An 18021-nucleotide genomic window follows, 5' to 3' on the forward strand; every position below is an offset into this window, starting at 1 on the left:
GCGGCGCCGGCGAGTCGGCGCCGACAGGGCCTGGGCACGAGGCCAAAAGAGTGCAGAACAAAAGAATAGTTCAGCCCTGCCACCGGGGTTTGTCATTTCATTGAGCTGAGTCAAGGCGGTCAACTTGACGATCCTTACCATTGGACATAGCCAATTTGAATCGTCCTTTGGAGCTCCCATGCACAAGTCTCTGCTTAGCGCTTCCCTGATCGCGCTCGCCATCGCCGCCCCGATTGCCAACGCCCACGAAGCGGGCGACATTCTCGTCCGCGCCGGTGCCATCACCGTCAATCCGAAAGCCGACAGCGGCAGCGTCAAAGTGGACCGCGGCCCGGCAGAAGGCACCAACCTGGGTGGCAAGGCCACCATGAGCAGCGACACTCAGCTGGGTCTGAACTTCGCCTACATGCTCACCAACAACATCGGTATCGAACTGCTGGCCGCCACTCCGTTCGAACACGATGTGAAGCTCAAGGACACCTCCCTGGCCGCGGCCAACGGCAAGCTCGGTACCCTCAAGCACCTGCCGCCAACCCTGAGCGTGGTCTACTACCCGCTGGACTCCAAGTCGGTGTTCCAACCCTATGTCGGCGCCGGTATCAACTACACCTGGATCTACGACGAACACGTCGGCAGCCGTGCCAACGCAGCCGGTTTCGACAACTTCCGCGCCAAGAACTCCTGGGGCCTGGCCTGGCAGGTGGGTGCTGACTACATGCTGACCGACAAGCTGATGCTCAACGCCCAAGTGCGTTACATCGACATCAACACCACCGCCTACGTGGACAACAACAGCGTGGCTCCCGGCACTCGCGCCAAGGTCAACGTTGACGTCGACCCGATGGTCTACATGGTGGGTCTGGGCTACAAGTTCTAAGCCCGTCAGTCATGAAAAAAGGCGCCTTGCAAGGCGCCTTTTTCATGTCTGCAATGCCCCTCAACGCCCCATCAGGCGCGCCAGGCCGACACTCATCGGCGTGGGTTCGGGGAACCTGAAGCGCTGCAGCAGCCGCTGATTGCTGGCCCGGGAATGACGGATATCGCCGGCACGGGCCGGACCGTAGCTGATGGGCGGCAACTCGCCGACCACCTCGGCCAGGGCCGCAAGCATCTGCTTGAGGGTGGTGGCCTGGTTCAGGCCGACGTTGACCGCCCCCACTTCCAGCTGCGGCGCTTGGATGGCCTGTACCAGCACCTCCACCAGATCACCGACGTAGACGAAGTCCCGAGTCTGCTCGCCATCGCCGAACACGGTGATGGGCAGCCCCTGCTGGGCCCGCTCGCTGAAGATGCTGATCACCCCGGAATAGGGCGACGACGGGTCCTGGCGTGGACCGAAGATGTTGAAGAACCGGAAGATCGCCGGTTCCAGGCCGTGCTGACGCCGGTAGAAATCGAAGTAGTGCTCGCTGGCCAGCTTGTCCGAGGCATAAGGGGTCAACGGCGCCTTGGCCGTGTCCTCATCGATCGACTGGCCTTCGCCGTTGTTGCCGTACACCGCTGCACTGGACGCGAACAGCACCCGTTTGACGCCATGCAGGCGCATGGCCTCGCAGACATTCAGGGTGCCGATGAAGTTGCTCTGGTGGGTCTGCACCGGGTCGTCCACCGAAGCCTGCACCGAAGCCACCGCCGCCAGGTGCGCCACCGCGCTGCAGCCTTGCATGACACGGTTCACCAGCGCCGCATCGGCGACATCGCCCTCGATCAGCTCCAGCCGCGGGTTATCCAGTGGCAGGTTGCTCGGCTTGCCGGTGGACAAGTCGTCCAGCACCCGCACCGAGTAGCCCTGGGCAAGCAGCGCATCGGTCAGGTGCGAGCCAATAAATCCGGCACCGCCGGTGATCAGTACAGGGCCATCAGCCATGACGATAAAACCTATCCAGTAAGGCCGGGAGCGCGGCACGCCAGGCGCGCGGCTTGATCCCGAAGGTGTGAAGGATCTTCTTGCAGGCCAGTACCGCGTGCTGCGGTTCTTCGGCGGCATCGGCACAGGCCGCGTGGGCCTGGGCGGTGGGGGCCTCGATGGCCAGCGGGTGCAGTTGCCGGGCCTCGCTGAGCACCGCCTGCCCCAGGGCCAGGGGGGTGGTCGCTTCCTGGCCGGCATAGTGGTAGGTGCCCCACAGCGGCGCGGCGCAATCGAGCTGCTTGAGCACCGAGATGATCACTCGCGCGGCGTCGTCTACTGGGGTCGGGTTGCCCCGACGATCGTCCGCCATCAACAGCTCTTCGGCAGACTCGGCCCGGGCGAGGAAACGCCCGAGAATGCCCTCGGCGCTGTCGTCCAGCAACCAGCCGAAACGCAGCAGCACGTGTTGAGGGCAAGTGGCGCGAACGCTCTGTTCGATCCGCCACAGCGCCTGGCCGCGCAGCCCCAGAGGCACCGGCTCGTCTTTCTCGCTGTAGGCGGTGGCTCGAGAGCCGTCGAACACTCGGTAGCTCGAAGGCTGCAGGAGAATGATGTTGTGATGCTGGCAAAGCTCCGCCAGGCGCTCGACCGCACGTTCCTGGCCGCTCAAGCGGGTCTCGCCCACCGTCTCCGCCTGAAACCAGTCGAAGTAGTAAGCCAGATTGATCAAGGCATCCGGACGGGTGTCATCAAGCAGTTGCGTGAGGCTCGCGGCGTCCCAACCGTCTTGCGGGGGACGGGGAGCGAGGAAACCGATGTCTTCCTCCGCACCCAGGCGAATCAGCGCCTGCCCAAGGGCATTTCCGCCGCCCAGTAACATAAGGCGCATTCGCATAGAGTCAGCAGGCCCAGTCTGTTCAGAACGATGGTTTGGATCGGCCAATCCCGTGGTTTCGACCGTCGAGAATTGCCGGAATCGTTGCATTTTGCGGGTTTGTGGCGCAACCGTCACTGAGAAAGTGTCGGTGCGCGCCGATGCATCCCCTGCCTCAACTCTAGTTGCTGTCCACGGCGACGGCAGCGGCGGCAAGGCGCGCGGTACTTGCAAGTTGGCCGCAGCGGCCGCATAAAACCTTCCATGAACCTTGCCGAATCCGTGAGCCCGGGCCTGGACGGTTTTCACCCCGCCGTCAGCGCCTGGTTCAAGCGCACCTTTGCCGCCGTGACCACGGCCCAGGCCCGCGCCTGGCCGTTGATCGCCCAGCGCCGCTCGACCCTGATCGCCGCCCCCACAGGTTCAGGCAAGACCCTCACCGCCTTTCTCGCCGTGATCGATGATCTGGTCCGCCAGGGCCTGGCCGCCGGGGGGCGATTGCCGGACGCCACCCTGGTGGTCTACGTCTCGCCGCTCAAGGCCCTGAGCAACGATATCCAGATCAACCTGCAGCAGCCGCTGCTCGGCATCACCGAGCAGCTGCGCCGGATGGGTTTGCCGGACCTGTCCATCAGCACCGCAGTGCGGACCGGCGACACCCCGCAAAAAGACCGCAACGCCATGCGCAAGCGTGCGCCGCAGATTCTCGTCACCACGCCGGAATCCCTCTATGTGCTGCTGGGTTCGGACTCCGGCCGCAGCATGCTGGCCAGCACCCGCACGGTGATCGTCGACGAGATCCACGCCCTGGCCGGCAGCAAGCGCGGCAGCCACCTGGCCCTGAGCCTGGAACGCTTGCAGGCCCTGTGCAGCGAGCCTCTGCTGCGCATCGGCCTGTCCGCCACACAGAAACCCATCGAGGCCGTGTCGCGGTTCCTGGTAGGCCATGAGCGGCCCTGTGCAATTGTCGACATCGGCCATGCCCGCCCGCGGGATCTGGACATCGAAGTACCGCCCGTGCCGCTGTCGGCGGTCATGGCCAACGATGTCTGGGAACTGCTGTACGAACGCCTCGCCGAACTGGTTCGCGAGCACCGCACCACGCTGATATTCGTCAACACCCGGCGCCTGGCCGAACGCCTGGCCCGGCACCTGAGCGAACGCCTGGGCAAGCCGGCGGTGGCCGCGCATCACGGCAGCCTGGCCAAGGAACAGCGCCTGGACGCCGAGCAACGACTCAAGGCCGGCGAGCTGCAAGTGCTGATCGCCACGGCGTCCCTGGAACTGGGAATCGATATCGGCGATGTCGACCTGGTGTGCCAGATCGGTTCGCCCCGTTCGATCTCGGCCTTTTTGCAGCGGGTCGGGCGCTCCGGCCATCAGGTGGGCGGCACGCCGAAAGGCCGGCTGTTCGCCCTGAGCCGGGACGACCTGATCGAATGCGCCGCCCTGCTGGACTGCGTGCGCCGCGGCGAGCTGGACAGCCTGCTGATCCCCCATGCGCCACTGGATGTGCTGGCCCAGCAGATCGTCGCCGAGGTCAGTTGCCAGGAGTGGTCGGAAGCCGCCCTGCTGAGCCTGCTGCGCCGGGCCACGCCTTACGCCGATCTGGATCAGGCCCACTATCAGGCCCTGCTGCAGATGCTTGCCGAAGGGTTCAACGGCCGTCAGGGCCTGCGCAGCGCCTATCTGCATCGCGACGCCCTGACCCGCACCCTGCGCGGCCGTCGCGGGGCCAGGCTGACGGCGGTCACCAGCGGCGGGACCATCCCCGACAACGCCGACTACAGCGTGCTGCTCGAACCCCAAGGCCTGAACATCGGCAGCGTCAACGAAGACTTCGCCGTGGAAAGCATTGCCGGCGACGTGTTCCAGCTGGGCAACACGTCCTATCGCATCCTGCGGGTGGAAACCGGCAAGGTGCGGGTCGAGGATGCCCAGGGCCAGCCGCCGAACATCCCCTTCTGGCTCGGCGAGGCCCCGGGCCGCAGCGCCGAGCTGTCCAGCGCAGTGGCGCGCCTGCTGGCCCAACTGGACGAGCTGCTTGGCGCCACGCCCGGGCACCTGCAACCGGCCATCCACTGGCTGCATCACGAACTGGGGCTGAACCCGGCCAGCGCCGAGCAACTGGTGGACTACCTGGCGCCGGCGCGCCTGGCCCTGGGCGCGCTGCCGTCCCAGGACACGCTGATCATGGAGCGCTTTTTCGACGAGTCCGGCGGCACCCAGCTGGTGATCCACAGCCCCTTCGGCAGCCGCATCAACCGCGCCTGGGGCCTGGCCCTGCGCAAACGCTTCTGCCGCACCTTCAATTTCGAACTGCAGGCCGCCGCCAGCGAAGACGCCATCGTCCTGTCGCTGTCCACCAGCCACAGCTTTGCCCTGGACGAAGTCTGGCGCTACCTGCACAGCCAGAGTGCCGAACACATCCTGATCCAGGCCCTGCTGGACGCTCCGCTGTTCGGCGTGCGCTGGCGCTGGAACGCCGGAGTGGCCCTGGCCCTGCCGCGCTACAGCGGCGGACGCAAAGTGGCGCCGCAGATCCAGCGGATGAAAAGCGAAGACTTGATCGCCAGCGTGTTCCCCGATCAGATCGCCTGCCTGGAAAACCTCGCCGGCGAGCGCGAGATTCCCGACCACCCCTTGGTGCAGCAGACCCTCGATGACTGCCTGCACCAGGCCATGGACAGCGAAGGCTGGCTGCACCTGCTGCGGCGCATGGAACAGGGGCAGGTGCGCCTGCTCAGCCGCGATCTGCCGGCGCCCTCGCCACTGGCTGCGGAGATTCTCAGCGCCAAGCCCTACACCTTTCTCGATGACGCGCCCCTGGAAGAGCGCCGCACCCAGGCGGTACTGGCGCGACGCTGGAGCGACCCACAAGCCAGCGACGACCTCGCGGCCCTGGACGCGGACGCCATAACCGCGGTGGCCGAAGAAGCCTGGCCCAACCCGGCCAGCGCCGATGAAATGCACGAGGCGCTGATGAGCCTCGCCGCCATCAGCGAGGCCGAAGCCCGGGCCGATCCCCGCTGGCCCCAATGGCTCGACACCCTGGCCACCCAGGGCCGCGCCTGCCGCTTGCACAGCGCGGCCGGCGATCTGTGGCTGGCCCTGGAGCGCATCACCTGCCTGCGCGCGCTGTACCCCGAGGCCCCCTTGCGACCGGCCTTGCAGCCGGTGCCCGGCTTCGACCAGGCCTGGGACGCGGAATCGGCGCAGGTGGAGCTGATCCGCGCCCGCCTCAGCGGCTTCGGCCCCCAGACCCTGACGCAGATCGCCGCGCCCCTGGCACTGCCCGGCGCCCAGGTCAGCCAGGCCCTGGTTCAGCTGGAAAGCCAAGGCTACGTGCTGCGCGGCCACTTCACCCCCGGCGCCAGCGAAGAACAGTGGTGCGAACGCCACCTGCTGGCGCGGATTCATCGCTACACGGTCAAGCGCCTGCGCCGGGAAATCGAGCCGGTGGCGCTGCAGGACTTCATGCGCTTCCTGTTCGACTGGCAGCACCTGTCACCCGCCACCCAGGGCCGGGGCAGCGCCATGCTCGCCGAAGTGGTCGGCCAACTCGAAGGCTACCCGGCCGCGGCTTCGGCCTGGGACAGCGACCTGCTGCCAGCACGGATCAAGGACTACTCCGCCAGTTGGCTGGATGAACTGTGCCGCAGCGGCAAGGTGGTCTGGAGTCGGATCAACAGCACCGGCAAGGCCGCCAGCAGTGCCTTGCGCAGCACACCGATCGTGCTGCTGCCACGTGCCCGGGTGGCACTCTGGAGCGCTTTGACCTGTCCGGTCGAGCGGCACGAACTCTCGCCCAAGGCCCAGAAGGTCCACGCCGTACTGAGCCAGCAGGGCGCCTTGTTTTTCGATGAGCTGTTGCATGAAACCCACCTGCTGCGCAGCGAGCTGGAAAGCGTCCTGCAGGAGCTGGTGGGGGCCGGTCTGGTCAACGCCGACAGCTTCGCCGGCTTGCGCGCCCTGATCACCCCGGCGAGCAAACGTCAGAACCGCAGCAGCCGGCGCGGCCGTGGCGCCTTCGTCGGCGGCATGGACGATGCCGGACGCTGGGCCCTGCTGCGGCGCGCCACACCCGAGGATCCGGCCGCCACCCTGGAACAGGTGGCCATGACCTTGCTGCGGCGTTACGGCGTAGTGTTCTGGCGCCTGTTGGAGCGCGAGGCGGACTGGCTGCCCAGCTGGCGCGATCTGCTGCGCACCTTCCATCGCCTGGAGGCCCGGGGGGACATCCGCGGTGGACGCTTTGTCAGCGGCCTGGCCGGCGAACAGTTCGCCTTGCCGGAGGCCATCCCCTTGCTGCGGGAAGTCCGCCGGCGTCCCCATGACGGCAGCCTGGTCGCCGTGTGCGGAGTCGATCCGCTGAACCTGGCGGGCACGCTGCTGCCCGGGCCCAAGGTGGCGGCCCTCAGCGGCAATCGCCTGGTGTATCGCGACGGCCTGCCCGCCGCCGCCGAGATTGCCGGCACCCAGCAGCTGTGGATGGAACTGGCGCCCCATGAAGCCCAAGCCTTGCGCAACAAGCTGGTACAGCGCTGAGTCTTGCTGCCACTCTCACTACCGGCCGTTGGCCTCCCGAGCCCGGTGCAAGGTCCAGGGCCCGGGCGGTGTGAAAACCGCTGCGTTAAACGCAGCCCGCACTAGCTGCGGCTGCTGGCACCGGGCGCCGCGCCAAAGCGACTGCGGTATTCGCTGGGCGCCAGACCGGTGATTTTCCGGAACAGGCTGCGAAAGGTCGCCGGGTCCTGATAACCCACGGTCCAGGCGATGTGATCGATGGTGCCCTTGGTGAATTCGAGCAACTCCCGGGCCTTGCCCACCCGCAGGTGCTGGCAGTACTGAGTCGGCTTGAGGCCGGTGGCCGCGCGGAACCGCCGCAACAGGGTGCGCTCCTCCAGCCCCGCCTGTTGCGCCATCACCGGCAGCGACACATCCACCGCGCCATTGGCCTGCAACCAGTGCTGCAACTTGAGGATCGCGCTGTCGCCATGGTTGAGGATCGGCGCAAAATTGCTGCCGCACTGGCTGGCACTGGCGCTGTGCTCCATCACCAGAAAGCGCGCGGTGGCGCTGGCAATGCTCGGCCCCAGCATGCGGTCCACCAGACGCAGCCCCAGTTCGGCCCAGGCCATCAATCCGGCGGTGGTAATCAGGTCGCCGTCATCGACGATGGGCTGGTCGGCTTCCAGCCGCACCTGGGGATAACGCGCGGCAAAAGCCCGGGCCGAGGTCCAGTGGGTGGTCGCGCTGCGGCCGTCGAGCAGGCCGCTTTCGGCCAGCAGGATCGAACCCACGCACACGCCGCCGAGGGTGGCGCCGGCGGCATGCTGCTGGCGCAGCCAGGTCACCAGGGCGGCAGACGCCTGACTGGCGGAAAATCCCGCCAGCGACGGGGGTATCACCACGGCCTGCAAGCCGTTGTCCGGCCCTGGCAGGCTGTCATGGACCCGCCTCGGCGCGTGCAGGTCGTCGCCCTGCCAATGGCTCACGCGCAAGCGCGGCAGCGCGGCCTGCGGCTGCTCTGCGGCGATTCGGTTGGCCACCTCGAACAGATCGGTCAGGCCGTGCACCGCCGCCATCTGCACCCCGGGATACAGCAGTACGCCAAGCTCAACGACCGTGCCTTGAATGCCCACTGTCAGTTTTCCCCCCGTTAATGTCGTTGCGGCCAATCCTCCAAGGGACAGCGGGTGCCGATACTGGCTCCCACAGCAAACACTCACTTGGAGGCAACACCCATGGCCAAACAGGCGCTCATCGTAATCGATATCCAGAACGACTACTTCGCCGGCGGCAAGTGGCCGCTGGTCGGCGTCGACGCGGCGGCGGACAACGCCGCCCGGCTGATCCAGGCCTTTCGCCGGAACGCCGATCCGGTGGTGCATGTCCGCCATGAATTCACCTCCGACAGCGCGCCGTTCTTCACGCCGGGCTCCGAGGGCGCACGCCTGCACCCCAAGGTGCTGAACCAGGGCGACGAGCCGGTGGTGCTCAAGCACTTCGTCAATTCATTCCGCGACACCGAACTGCAGTCGATCCTGGAGCAGCAGGGCATCGCGGAGCTGGTGATCGTCGGCAACATGAGCCACATGTGTGTCGAGGGCACCGCCCGTGCCGCGGCCGACCTGGGCTACCCGGTGAAGGTGATCCACGATGCCTGCGCCACCCTCGACCTGGAATTCAATGGTCAGCGCGTGGCCGCGGCGCAAGTGCAGAGCGCGGTGATGGCGGCCCTGGCCTTCGCCTACGCCAGCGTGTTGTCCACTGACGAGTTTCTGGCGGCGTAACGAATGGCTTGAAGCCCTTCGGCCTGGCGGTGGGCGCGCCCCACCGCAATCACTCACGGCATGACGCGGCAAGTACCACAACTGCGAATAGTTACGAATGATTCCGATTAACCTTTAAATCATTACTTGTTGCAATAACGCCCATCAAACAACCCATGAGAACCCAATAACCAACGTCACTAACAAGCCGACTACTCAATAGCTGACTAATAAAAACAATTAACCCGCGCATTATCTGGAATACTGCCCAAGACTTTTAACCTTGTACTTTCGTCCCATAACAACTGCATAAAAGCCCCCACACTTACTTCCAAGAGTTACTTGAACCACATATAACAAAAAGAAATAAAACATATAGCAAGCAGGAACATGTTGTTGCCGCAGCACCCCGTATTTGTTGAGGCAAAGGCCTCGCAAAGACAACCACGCTCCCCCGTAGCAGCTGGTTTTCCAGGCTGTTTACCCATCTAGTCCAGACTTTCTCAACGAGCCATATATTTTCCTTGCAGGCCACTTCTTTGAGCCTGCTTGCAAATCCGGTGGCCTTGACTAAGTTGATAGCTACTCGCCACACAAGTGCGCTTCTGCTGCCAGAAGACCAATAAGAACCGCCGAGGAATTGAATAACCGGACACCCTCCCTGCCTGACCCAGCTGACACTGACACGGAATTAGTCATATCAATCAAGAGGGACGCTTGATGAAGCGCAGCTCATTGCCTCGTGCTTTCTCACTGAAGGGTACGGCGGAAAACTACTGGCTTTCCTTGTTGCTGTTTTCGACCCTGGTGGTTGCCAGCTTTCTGCTGTTCGAGCAACAGATCCAGCAACTGCTGAATCACCTCGGCGGCTTTCTCCCGACCGATCCCGTGCAACGCACCAGCCTGGCCCTGCTGTTGATCACCCTGTTGGCGCTGGATGTGCTGTTGCCGGTGCCTTCGAGCCTGGTCGCGCTGCTGGCCGTGGCCGCCCTGGGCGCCATCGGCGGCTATCTGGTGATCTTCATCGGGCTGTGCCTGGGGGCCGCCCTGGGCTACTGGCTGGGGGCCGGTTACTTTCGCCTGTTGTCCACCTGGCTGGGACTCAGAAGCTGGCAACCCGGACAACTGGCCTATCGCCTCAGCACCCTGTCCCTGATCTGCCTGCGTGGCGTGCCGGTGCTGGCGGAAACCTCGGTGCTGGCCGCCGGCATGCAGCGCTATCCACTGCGCCAGTTCCTGCTGGTCACCACCCTGGCCAATGCCGGACTGGCCCTGGCCTATGCGGCCATCGGCAGCCTGCTGGTGGAACAGAACGCCTTGCTGGCGACGATTCTCGCCAGCATGGTCCTGCCGGGGCTATTCCTCGGCGCCCGCAGCCTGCTCAAGCCACGCGAGGCCCCGGCACGGAGCGATCAGGCACAGGCCCTGGAAGGCCGCTTCGAGGTGAGCTACCACTACCCGGTGCTGTTCACCGATCACGTCTTCCAGGTCGACAACCCCTGCCTGCACCAGCAACTGGCCCAGCCGCGGACGGGGCGCACCACAGTGCTGGTCTTCGTCGATGAACAACTGCTGCAGTGCTCCCCGCAGTTGCCGCAACAGATCGACGCCTACTTCACCGCCCATGCCGCCGACCTGCACCTGCAGGCCGCGCCGATCCCGGTGCCGGCAGGCGAGCTGAGCAAGACCCCCGAGGTCTTGCAGCAGTTGTACGCCCAGATGCTCGAACACGGCCTGGACCGCCACTGCTATGTGCTGGCCCTGGGCGGCGGCGCGCTGCTGGACGCGGTGGGCTACGCCTGCGCCACCTTCCATCGGGGCATGCGCCTGATCCGCATCCCGACCACGGTGCTGGCCCAGAACGACGCCGGCATCGGGGTCAAGAACGGCATCAACGCCTTTGCCCAGAAAAACCTCCTGGGGGCCTTCTACCCGGCCACGGCGGTGATCAACGACTTCCAGTGGCTGCTCAGCCTGTCGCCCCGGGACCAGATCGCCGGGCTGGCCGAAGCGGTGAAGGTGGCGGTGATCAAGGACGCCGCGTTCTTCCAATGGATGGAGCAGCAAGCCCAGGCCCTGGCCACCTTCGAACACAGCGCCAGCCGCTACGCCATCCACCGCTGTGCCGAACTGCACCTGGGGCACATCACCGGCGCCGGCGACCCCTTCGAGCGGGGCAATGGCCGGCCCCTGGACTACGGACACTGGGCAGCGCACAAGCTGGAGAACCTCAGCCGGCATCGTCTGCGCCATGGCGAGGCAGTGGCGGTGGGCATGGCCCTGGACGCGCTCTATGCCAATGCCAGCGGCCTGCTGAGCGACACCGAGACCCAGCGCCTGCTGCAACTGCTGGAGCGGCTCGGCTTCAACCTGTGCCCACCGGAGCTCGGCCTGAAGGATGCCCAGGGCCGCTCCCTGGTCCTGATCGGCCTGGAGGAGTTCCGCCAGCATCTGGGCGGCCAGCTGTCGATCCCGATGCTCAACCGCCTCGGACACTCCATCGATGTGCATCACATCGACATGCCACTGATGGAACAGGCGCTGTTGCGCCTGGCCAGTTTCGGCGGCCCGGACTTCGCCTGGACCGAGGACTGCGCCCGATGAGCCATTCCTCATTGACCACCTGGCTGACCCTGGGCCGAGTCTCCAACCTGCCGACGGTGTGGACCAACGCCCTGGCCGCCGCCCTGCTGGCCAGCAGCGCCACCACCCAGGCGCCACCTTCACCGCTGGTCTGGACCCTGCTGCTGGTGGCGCTCTCGGCGCTGTACCTGGCCGGCATGCTGCTCAACGACCTGCTGGATGCCGACTGGGACCTGCGGCATCAGAACCCGCGGCCGATTGTTCTCGGCCTGGTCACTCGCACCCAGGTCAGCCTGGCCACCGCCGCGCTGTTGCTGCTGGCGAGCCTGGCGGTGCTGGGCCTGAGCCAGCTGATCGCCCAGCCCCACTGGCTGCTGGCCAGTGCCGGATTGCTGCTGCTGTTCATCCTCGCCTACAACCTGCTGCACAAGAACTATCCCCACAGCGTCTGGCTGATGGGCGGCTGCCGCTCGGCCCTGTACCTGACCGCCGCCGCCTGCCTGGCGCTGCCACCGCAACCGCTGTGGCTGTGCGCCGCGTTGCTGGGCACCTACATCGCCGGCCTGACCTACCTGGCCCGGCTGGAGCACCGCAACCAGCTGCTCAGCCGCCTGCCGCTGCTGCTGATGCTCAGCCCGCTGGTGCTGGCCTTCTACGCCGACAACGGCGTGTTCTGGCTGGTCCTGCTGCTGTGGCTGGGCTGGCTGGGCTGGCACTACCGGCGCCACCTGGCCAACCCACGGCAGCGGCAGATCCGCGCCTTCATCGGTGCGGGCCTCGCGGCCCTGCCGCTGTTCGACGCCCTGGTGCTGGCCCTGGCCAATCAGCCCCTGGGCAGTCTGTTGTGCGTACTGGTGTTCTTCCTGCTTCCCCACCTTCAACGTTGGATCAAGCCGACATGAACCTGGACGTCATTTCCCCGCTCTCACCTGCGCTTGCCCTGCGCCATGCAGCCTTTGCCGAACGCCGCCGGCAACTCGAACGACAGCTCGACGACTCGAGCCGGCACTGGTGGCACGCGGCCCAGGAACAACTGGCGCAGCAGCCCTCGGCCAATACCCTGGTGCTGCTCAGCAGCCAGTGCAAACGCCGGCTTGGCCAGCCGGCGCCGCTCACCGACCCGGGCAACGAGCGCATTCAGCTGGCCCGGGCCCTGCTCCTGGCGCAGTTGCTGGAGCAACAGGCCGGCAGCGACCAACTGGCCTTGCTGCGCCAGCTGTTTCTCTGGGGGGACGACCAGGAGAAGAGCGTGCTGCTCAAGGTTCTGGATGACCTGGACAGCGAAGGCCGCAGCCTGGAGCTGGCGCTGCAGGCCGGGCGCACCAACAACCGCGAAGTGTTCGCCGCCATCGCCCTGGACAACCCCTTCCCCGCCCGCCACTACCCCGAGCGGGCCTTCCACCAGTTGGTGCTCAAGACCCTGGGCATGGGCCTGGACACTGGACGCATCGTCGGCCTGGCCCAGCGCCGCAGCGTCGACCTCAACCAGCTGGCCCTGGAACACATGGAAGAGCAGTTGGCCGCGTTCCGCAGCGTCAGCGACACGCTGCCTCAGGCCATCGCCTTTGAACTCTTGAGCCAGGCCCAGTGCCAGCGCCTGCGCGGCTTGTGCCAGCAGCGCCGGCTGCCCGCGCACTGGCTCGAACACGTGCCGCCCGGCGCCTGAAACACCCCGGGACAGGCCGCACCGATTTTTCACCACTGCATCAGGAACTCACCATGCCGAAGTACTTTGACCCGCATATCCATATGGTCAGCCGCACCACCGACGACTATCAGAACATGGCCGCCGCCGGTATCACCGGAGTCATCGAACCGGCCTTCTGGCAAGGTCAGGCGCGTACCAGCGTCGGCAGCTTCATCGATTACTTCGACACCCTGCTGGGCTGGGAACGCTTTCGCGCCAGCATGTTCGGCATTCACCATTTCTGCACCATTGGCCTGAACCCCAAGGAGGCCAATGACCTGTCAGTGGCCAACGAGGTGCTGGAGATCCTCCCGCGCTACCTGGTCAAGGACGGCGTGGTGGCCGTCGGCGAGATCGGCTACGACGACATCACCCCCGAGGAAGACCGTTTTCTCGCCGCGCAGTTGGAACTGGCCAGGCAGTTCAACCTGCCGGTACTGGTGCACACCCCGCACCGGGACAAGATCGGCGGCACCAAGCGCACCCTGGCGGTGATCCGCGAGGTGGGCATTGCCGAGCACCTGGTGATCATCGACCACCTCAATGAACTGACCCTGCCCCTGGTGCTGGACAGCGATTGCTGGCGCGGGCACTCGATCTACCCCAACACCAAGATGTCGGAACAGCGCATGGTGGCCCTGCTCCAGCAGTACGGCACCGAGAAAATGGTGGTCAACAGCGCCGCCGACTGGGGCATCAGTGATCCGCTCAAGGTGCCCAAGACCGGCCAGGCCATGCTCGCCGCCGGGTTCAACGAGGCCCAGGTGGAACAGGTGCTGTTCCACAACCCGGTGGATTTCTTCGCCCAGAGCGGGCAGTTGGACAAACAGCTGGTGAGCACCCCGCTGCCCATCGACCAGCGCCGCCAGTGGCAGGACAACTCGGCCCTGCGCGGTCAGGAACCGGTGGTCAAATGAGCGCCCGGGCCGGTTGGAGCGCCGCGCAGGTCGGCTACTGCAGCAACGTGCACCCGGCCCGGAGCGTGGCCGATCTGCAGGCGTCGATCCAGCAGCACTTCCAGGGCGTGCGCCGCCAGCGCGGGCTGGCGGTGCAGGACAGCGGCCTGTGGATCAGCGCCCAGGCGGCCGGCGAATTGCAACAGCCCGCAGCGCGCGAGGCGTTCCTCGGCTTGCTCCACGACTGCGGGCTGCGCCTGACCTCCCTCAACGGCTTTCCTTATGGCCAATTCCATCAGGGCGCGGTCAAGGCCGAGGTCTATCGGCCGACCTGGGCCGAGCCGCAGCGCCTGGAATACAGCCTGCAACTGGCGGAACTGCTGGCTGCCGCCCTGCCCCTGGACTGTCCCCAGGGGGTGATTTCCAGCGTGCCCCTGGGTTATGCCGCGCAGTGGGACGCTGCCCAGCAGCAACAGGCCGAGGCTCAGCTGTTGCAGTTGACCGCCGGGCTGGCCAGCCTGCATCGGCGCAGCGGCAAGAAGATCCTCCTGTGCCTGGAAATGGAGCCGGACTGCGTCCTGGAAAACACCGATCAGGCCATCGCCTTCTTTCAACGCTGGAAAACCTGCGACCCACACCATCAGTACCTGGCGCTGTGTTTCGACGTCTGCCACCAGGCGGTGGTCTTCGAAGACTGCTACCAGTCGCTGCAACGCTTGCTGCAGGCGCGCATACCGGTGGGCAAGATCCAGTTGTCCAATGCGCTGATCTGCCACTTGCCCGAGGGCGACCCGCAACGCCGCCAGCAGGTGCTGCAGGCCTTGGGCAGCTTCGTCGAAGCCACCTACCTGCATCAGGTCAAGGCCCGGGACCGCGCGGGGCAACTGCTGGCCTGGGCCGACCTGCCCAAGGCGCTGCAGGCGGCGCAGCCGCAGCAGGGGCACTGCCCGGAGCTGCGGATCCACTTCCATGTGCCCCTGTTCAGCCAGCAGTTCCTGCTGCCGGAGCTCCATGGCAGCCAGCAGGCACTGATGCGCACCTTCGACTTTCTAGCCGCCCACCCACAGTTCCAGCCGGTGCTGGAGGTCGAGACCTACAGCTGGAACGTGCTGCCCGGCGCCTTGCGCCCGGACACCGAGCAGGCCCTGCTCCACGGCATCGCTGCGGAACTGCAATGGGTCGAGGAACAACTGCGCCAACGGCACTTGCTGCACGGGCAAGCGTCGCTCATGGAGACCCCCACCCATGCCCTCTGAAACCCTGCGCCAGCCCTTGCTGCTGATCAATGTGGTGGGCCTGACGCCGAGCCTGCTGGGCCCGGCCACGCCGCGCATCAACGCCCTGTTGCAACGGGCGCGGATGGCCAGACTGCAACCGGTGTTCCCGGCCGTGACCTCGACGGTGCAGGCCTCGATCCTCACCGGCTTGCCGCCCTCGGAACACGGCATCGTCGGCAACGGCTGGTACTGGCGCGATCAGGCCGAAGTGCGTTTCTGGCTGCAGCCCAACGGGCTGATTCAGGGCGAGAAGATCTGGCAGAGCCTGCAGCGGCAGATCCCTGACCTGCGCTGCAGCCAGCTGTTCTGGTGGTTCAACATGCATGCCCAGGTGAACGCGGCCATCACTCCGCGGCCACATTACCCGGCTGACGGGCGCAAAGTGTTCGGCCTCTATTCGTCACCGCCCGGACTGCACGAGCGCATTGAACAGCAGATCGGCGAGTTTCCCTTTCCCGGCTTCTGGGGCCCGGCGGCGGGGATTGCTTCCAGCCGCTGGATCGTCGACTGCGCCATCGCCGAGTTCCAGATCAACCGGCCGCACCTGCAGCTGATCTACCTGCCGCACCTGGACTACAGCCTGCAGCGCCTGGGCCCGGAGCATCCGTCCATCAGCGATGAAGTGCGGGCCATCGACCACGAAGTCGGACGCCTGCTGGATTTTGCCCGGCAGCAGGGCGCGGCAGTGATGCTGGTGTCCGAATACGGCATCGAAGCGGTACAGCAGTCGATCTCCATCAACCGCGTGCTGCGTGAACAGGGCCTGTTGCAGGTGCGTCGCTCCCTGAGCTGGGAGTTGCTCGATCCCGGCGCCAGCGCCGCCTTTGCCGTGGCCGATCACCAGATCGCCCACATCTATGTGCGCGAGCCCAAGGACATCGCCCGGGTCAAGGCGCTGTTGCAGCGCCAGCCCGGCATCGAACAGGTGCTGGACAAGACCGAGCAGCGGGCCTGGCAGCTGGATCACCCGCGCAGCGGCGAGCTGGTGGCGGTGGCCGCCGCGGGCTTCTGGTTCGATTACTACTACTGGTTCGACGATCGCCTGGCCCCGGACTTCGCCCGCACCGTGGATATCCACCGCAAGCCGGGCTACGACCCGCTGGAGTTGTTCATCGACCCGGCGATCCGCTTTCCCAAGCTACGGGTAGCGCGGCGCCTGCTGCAGAAGAAGCTCGGCTTTCGCTACTACATGGACCTGATTCCACTGGACACCTCACTGATTCGCGGCAGCCACGGACGCTTGCCGAGCACCCCCGAGGTGGGCCCCCTGCTGATCACCGACTGCGATTTACCACTGCCGGACCACCTGCCGGCCACCGCGGTAAAGCACCTGCTCCTAGAGCATTTCCTAGGGCGCCCCAATGACGATACGGCTCAGGCCAAGGAGATTCCATGCGGCGAACCATCCCTATAGTCGTGCTGAGTGTGTTGAGCGGCCTAGCCCAGGCCCAGACCACCAGCCCGTTCAACTGCAACAACTTCCTCACCTTCAACGGTGATCAGAGCACAACCCTGAGCACCTTCAAGCAGAGCCCGGAAACCATGGCCTGGAACTGGTTCGTCTGCCTCAACCAGGCCGACGGCAGCAACGGCGGCCTCCGGGTCTGGGAGACCTTCAAGCCTTCCGATCAGGTCTACCGGTTGAAAGGCGCCGAGCCCCTGCCTTACTCCGAGCGCGAGAATCTGCCGAGCGAGGTGCCGGAGCTGGCGCAAAAGCAGGGCATGGACCCCAAGGGGCTGTTCCAGTTCCTGGGCAACGACACCGCTGGCAGCCCGCAGAACGGCGTTCAGCAGGTCGATGGCCTGGCCTTGAAAATGCGCAGCGGTGCCCCGGTCCCGCCGTCGAAGCACGAACAACTGGTGCGTTTCCACCTGATGATGGGCAAGGACACCTTCAACTACATCGTGGCCAACAAGGTCTATAACCGCGATGGCCTTGCCAAGCTGACCAGCAACCTGGATTTCCCGGCCACCGCCTGGGAGCTGAAGACCTCCTGGTTCTGGATCGGCACCGACCAGGGCTTCAAGACCCTGCTGGCCGAAGATGGCTACTACATCTCCCAGGCCTACTACGTGGACAGCACCGGCCAGTATCAGGTGGGCTACGCCGCCCTGAGCGGCATGCATGTGATCAACAAGCTGACCCCGGACTGGGTCTGGACCACCTTCGAGAATCGCAACAATCCCAAGTACACCGTCACCAATGACACCCCACCCAAGCCGATGACCAACATCACCGGCCCCACCGATGCCGCCAAACCGGTGAACATCAGCTTCCAGCAGCAGTACTCGAACCTGGCCCAGTACGAACTGATCGGCGTGCAGTACGACCAGCACCAGGCCGAACCCAAGCTGCTGGCCAACTCCCAGCTGGAATCGGCCTTCCAGGGCAGCTCTTCGTGCCTGGCTTGCCACAGCACCGCGGCCTACTCGACACAGAAGAACAACTTCTTCTCGTTCAACATCGACCACACAGGCGGAATCCTCTACCCCACCAGCGTACTGCCGGACAAAGACTTCGTCGGTTATCAAAAACTGGACTACGTCTGGTCGCTCAAACGCGCCCAGTGGAAACGCTAA

At 65.4% G+C, this 18021-nt stretch carries 13 protein-coding genes; 10 read left to right on the forward strand and 3 right to left on the reverse strand.

Annotation, left to right across the window (positions count from 1 at the left end):
• Positions 1–178 precede the first annotated feature (178 nt).
• Positions 179–877: an OmpW/AlkL family protein gene (locus POS17_RS27065; RefSeq protein ID WP_060841315.1), complete on the forward strand. Its 699-nt coding sequence runs from the start codon at positions 179–181 to the stop codon at positions 875–877.
• Between the two features lie 60 nt (positions 878–937).
• On the opposite strand, the gene POS17_RS27070 is transcribed toward POS17_RS27065, so the two are convergent.
• Both POS17_RS27070 and POS17_RS27075 read right to left on the reverse strand, forming a co-directional pair.
• Complete coding sequence (locus POS17_RS27070; protein ID WP_060841316.1) at positions 938–1867, reverse strand: NAD-dependent epimerase/dehydratase family protein; 930 nt, start codon at positions 1865–1867, stop codon at positions 938–940.
• A complete protein-coding gene (locus POS17_RS27075) occupies positions 1860–2744 on the reverse strand; it encodes a sugar nucleotide-binding protein (RefSeq protein WP_060841317.1) in 885 nt (294 codons plus the stop codon). Before POS17_RS27075 ends, POS17_RS27070 begins: the two co-directional genes overlap by 8 nt.
• A gap of 243 nt (positions 2745–2987) precedes the next feature.
• Here POS17_RS27075 and POS17_RS27080 point away from each other — a divergent pair, with 243 nt between their 5' ends.
• Positions 2988–7271: a DEAD/DEAH box helicase gene (locus POS17_RS27080; RefSeq protein ID WP_060841318.1), complete on the forward strand. Its 4284-nt coding sequence runs from the start codon at positions 2988–2990 to the stop codon at positions 7269–7271.
• Between the two features lie 101 nt (positions 7272–7372).
• Here the strand turns inward: POS17_RS27080 and POS17_RS27085 are convergent, their stop codons facing one another.
• On the reverse strand, positions 7373–8311 hold the full coding sequence (locus POS17_RS27085; RefSeq protein ID WP_414159922.1) for a GlxA family transcriptional regulator: 939 nt from the start codon (positions 8309–8311) through the stop codon (positions 7373–7375).
• Positions 8312–8470: 159 nt separating this feature from the next.
• On the opposite strand from POS17_RS27085, the gene POS17_RS27090 reads away from it, so the two are divergent.
• From POS17_RS27090 to POS17_RS27125, 8 genes are all read left to right on the forward strand, one after another.
• Positions 8471–9019 (forward strand): cysteine hydrolase family protein, encoded by a 549-nt coding sequence (locus tag POS17_RS27090; protein WP_060841320.1) that lies wholly within the window; start codon positions 8471–8473, stop codon positions 9017–9019.
• A 699-nt stretch (positions 9020–9718) separates the two neighbouring features.
• On the forward strand, positions 9719–11602 hold the full coding sequence (locus POS17_RS27095) for a 3-dehydroquinate synthase (protein WP_060841321.1): 1884 nt from the start codon (positions 9719–9721) through the stop codon (positions 11600–11602).
• Positions 11599–12483 (forward strand): UbiA family prenyltransferase, encoded by an 885-nt coding sequence (locus POS17_RS27100; RefSeq protein WP_060841322.1) that lies wholly within the window; start codon positions 11599–11601, stop codon positions 12481–12483. The genes POS17_RS27095 and POS17_RS27100 overlap by 4 nt, the downstream gene beginning before the upstream one ends.
• The gene (locus POS17_RS31990) at positions 12480–13247 is read left to right on the forward strand and encodes an EboA domain-containing protein (protein WP_060841323.1); all 768 of its coding nucleotides are present in this window, start codon (positions 12480–12482) and stop codon (positions 13245–13247) included. The genes POS17_RS27100 and POS17_RS31990 overlap by 4 nt, the downstream gene beginning before the upstream one ends.
• 53 nt (positions 13248–13300) lie before the next feature.
• Complete coding sequence (locus POS17_RS27110; RefSeq protein WP_060841324.1) at positions 13301–14185, forward strand: TatD family hydrolase; 885 nt, start codon at positions 13301–13303, stop codon at positions 14183–14185.
• Entirely contained in the window at positions 14182–15420 is a 1239-nt protein-coding gene (gene eboE / locus POS17_RS27115) for a metabolite traffic protein EboE (protein WP_060841325.1), read from the forward strand. The genes POS17_RS27110 and eboE overlap by 4 nt, the downstream gene beginning before the upstream one ends.
• A complete protein-coding gene (locus POS17_RS27120; protein WP_060841326.1) occupies positions 15410–16855 on the forward strand; it encodes an alkaline phosphatase family protein in 1446 nt (481 codons plus the stop codon). Before eboE ends, POS17_RS27120 begins: the two co-directional genes overlap by 11 nt.
• A complete protein-coding gene (locus POS17_RS27125; RefSeq protein ID WP_060841327.1) occupies positions 16834–18021 on the forward strand; it encodes a hypothetical protein in 1188 nt (395 codons plus the stop codon). The genes POS17_RS27120 and POS17_RS27125 overlap by 22 nt, the downstream gene beginning before the upstream one ends.

The sequence above is a fragment of the Pseudomonas sp. Os17 genome, assembly GCF_001547895.1.
Taxonomy (GTDB): Bacteria; Pseudomonadota; Gammaproteobacteria; order Pseudomonadales; family Pseudomonadaceae; genus Aquipseudomonas.

What these genes read in the sequence shown, in the direction of transcription:
- POS17_RS27090 (WP_060841320.1), top strand. Translation starts at nt 8,471, where the DNA reads ATGGCCAAACAGGCGCTCATCGTAATCGATATCCAGAACGACTACTTC.
- POS17_RS27095 (WP_060841321.1), top strand. Translation starts at nt 9,719, where the DNA reads ATGAAGCGCAGCTCATTGCCTCGTGCTTTCTCACTGAAGGGTACGGCG.
- eboE (WP_060841325.1), top strand. Translation starts at nt 14,182, where the DNA reads ATGAGCGCCCGGGCCGGTTGGAGCGCCGCGCAGGTCGGCTACTGCAGC.
- POS17_RS27120 (WP_060841326.1), top strand. Translation starts at nt 15,410, where the DNA reads ATGCCCTCTGAAACCCTGCGCCAGCCCTTGCTGCTGATCAATGTGGTG.
- POS17_RS31990 (WP_060841323.1), top strand. Translation starts at nt 12,480, where the DNA reads ATGAACCTGGACGTCATTTCCCCGCTCTCACCTGCGCTTGCCCTGCGC.
- POS17_RS27065 (WP_060841315.1), top strand. Translation starts at nt 179, where the DNA reads ATGCACAAGTCTCTGCTTAGCGCTTCCCTGATCGCGCTCGCCATCGCC.
- POS17_RS27100 (WP_060841322.1), top strand. Translation starts at nt 11,599, where the DNA reads ATGAGCCATTCCTCATTGACCACCTGGCTGACCCTGGGCCGAGTCTCC.
- POS17_RS27110 (WP_060841324.1), top strand. Translation starts at nt 13,301, where the DNA reads ATGCCGAAGTACTTTGACCCGCATATCCATATGGTCAGCCGCACCACC.
- POS17_RS27125 (WP_060841327.1), top strand. Translation starts at nt 16,834, where the DNA reads ATGCGGCGAACCATCCCTATAGTCGTGCTGAGTGTGTTGAGCGGCCTA.
- POS17_RS27080 (WP_060841318.1), top strand. Translation starts at nt 2,988, where the DNA reads ATGAACCTTGCCGAATCCGTGAGCCCGGGCCTGGACGGTTTTCACCCC.
- POS17_RS27075 (WP_060841317.1), bottom strand. Translation starts at nt 2,744, where the DNA reads ATGCGAATGCGCCTTATGTTACTGGGCGGCGGAAATGCCCTTGGGCAG.
- POS17_RS27085 (WP_414159922.1), bottom strand. Translation starts at nt 8,311, where the DNA reads ATGGCGGCGGTGCACGGCCTGACCGATCTGTTCGAGGTGGCCAACCGA.
- POS17_RS27070 (WP_060841316.1), bottom strand. Translation starts at nt 1,867, where the DNA reads ATGGCTGATGGCCCTGTACTGATCACCGGCGGTGCCGGATTTATTGGC.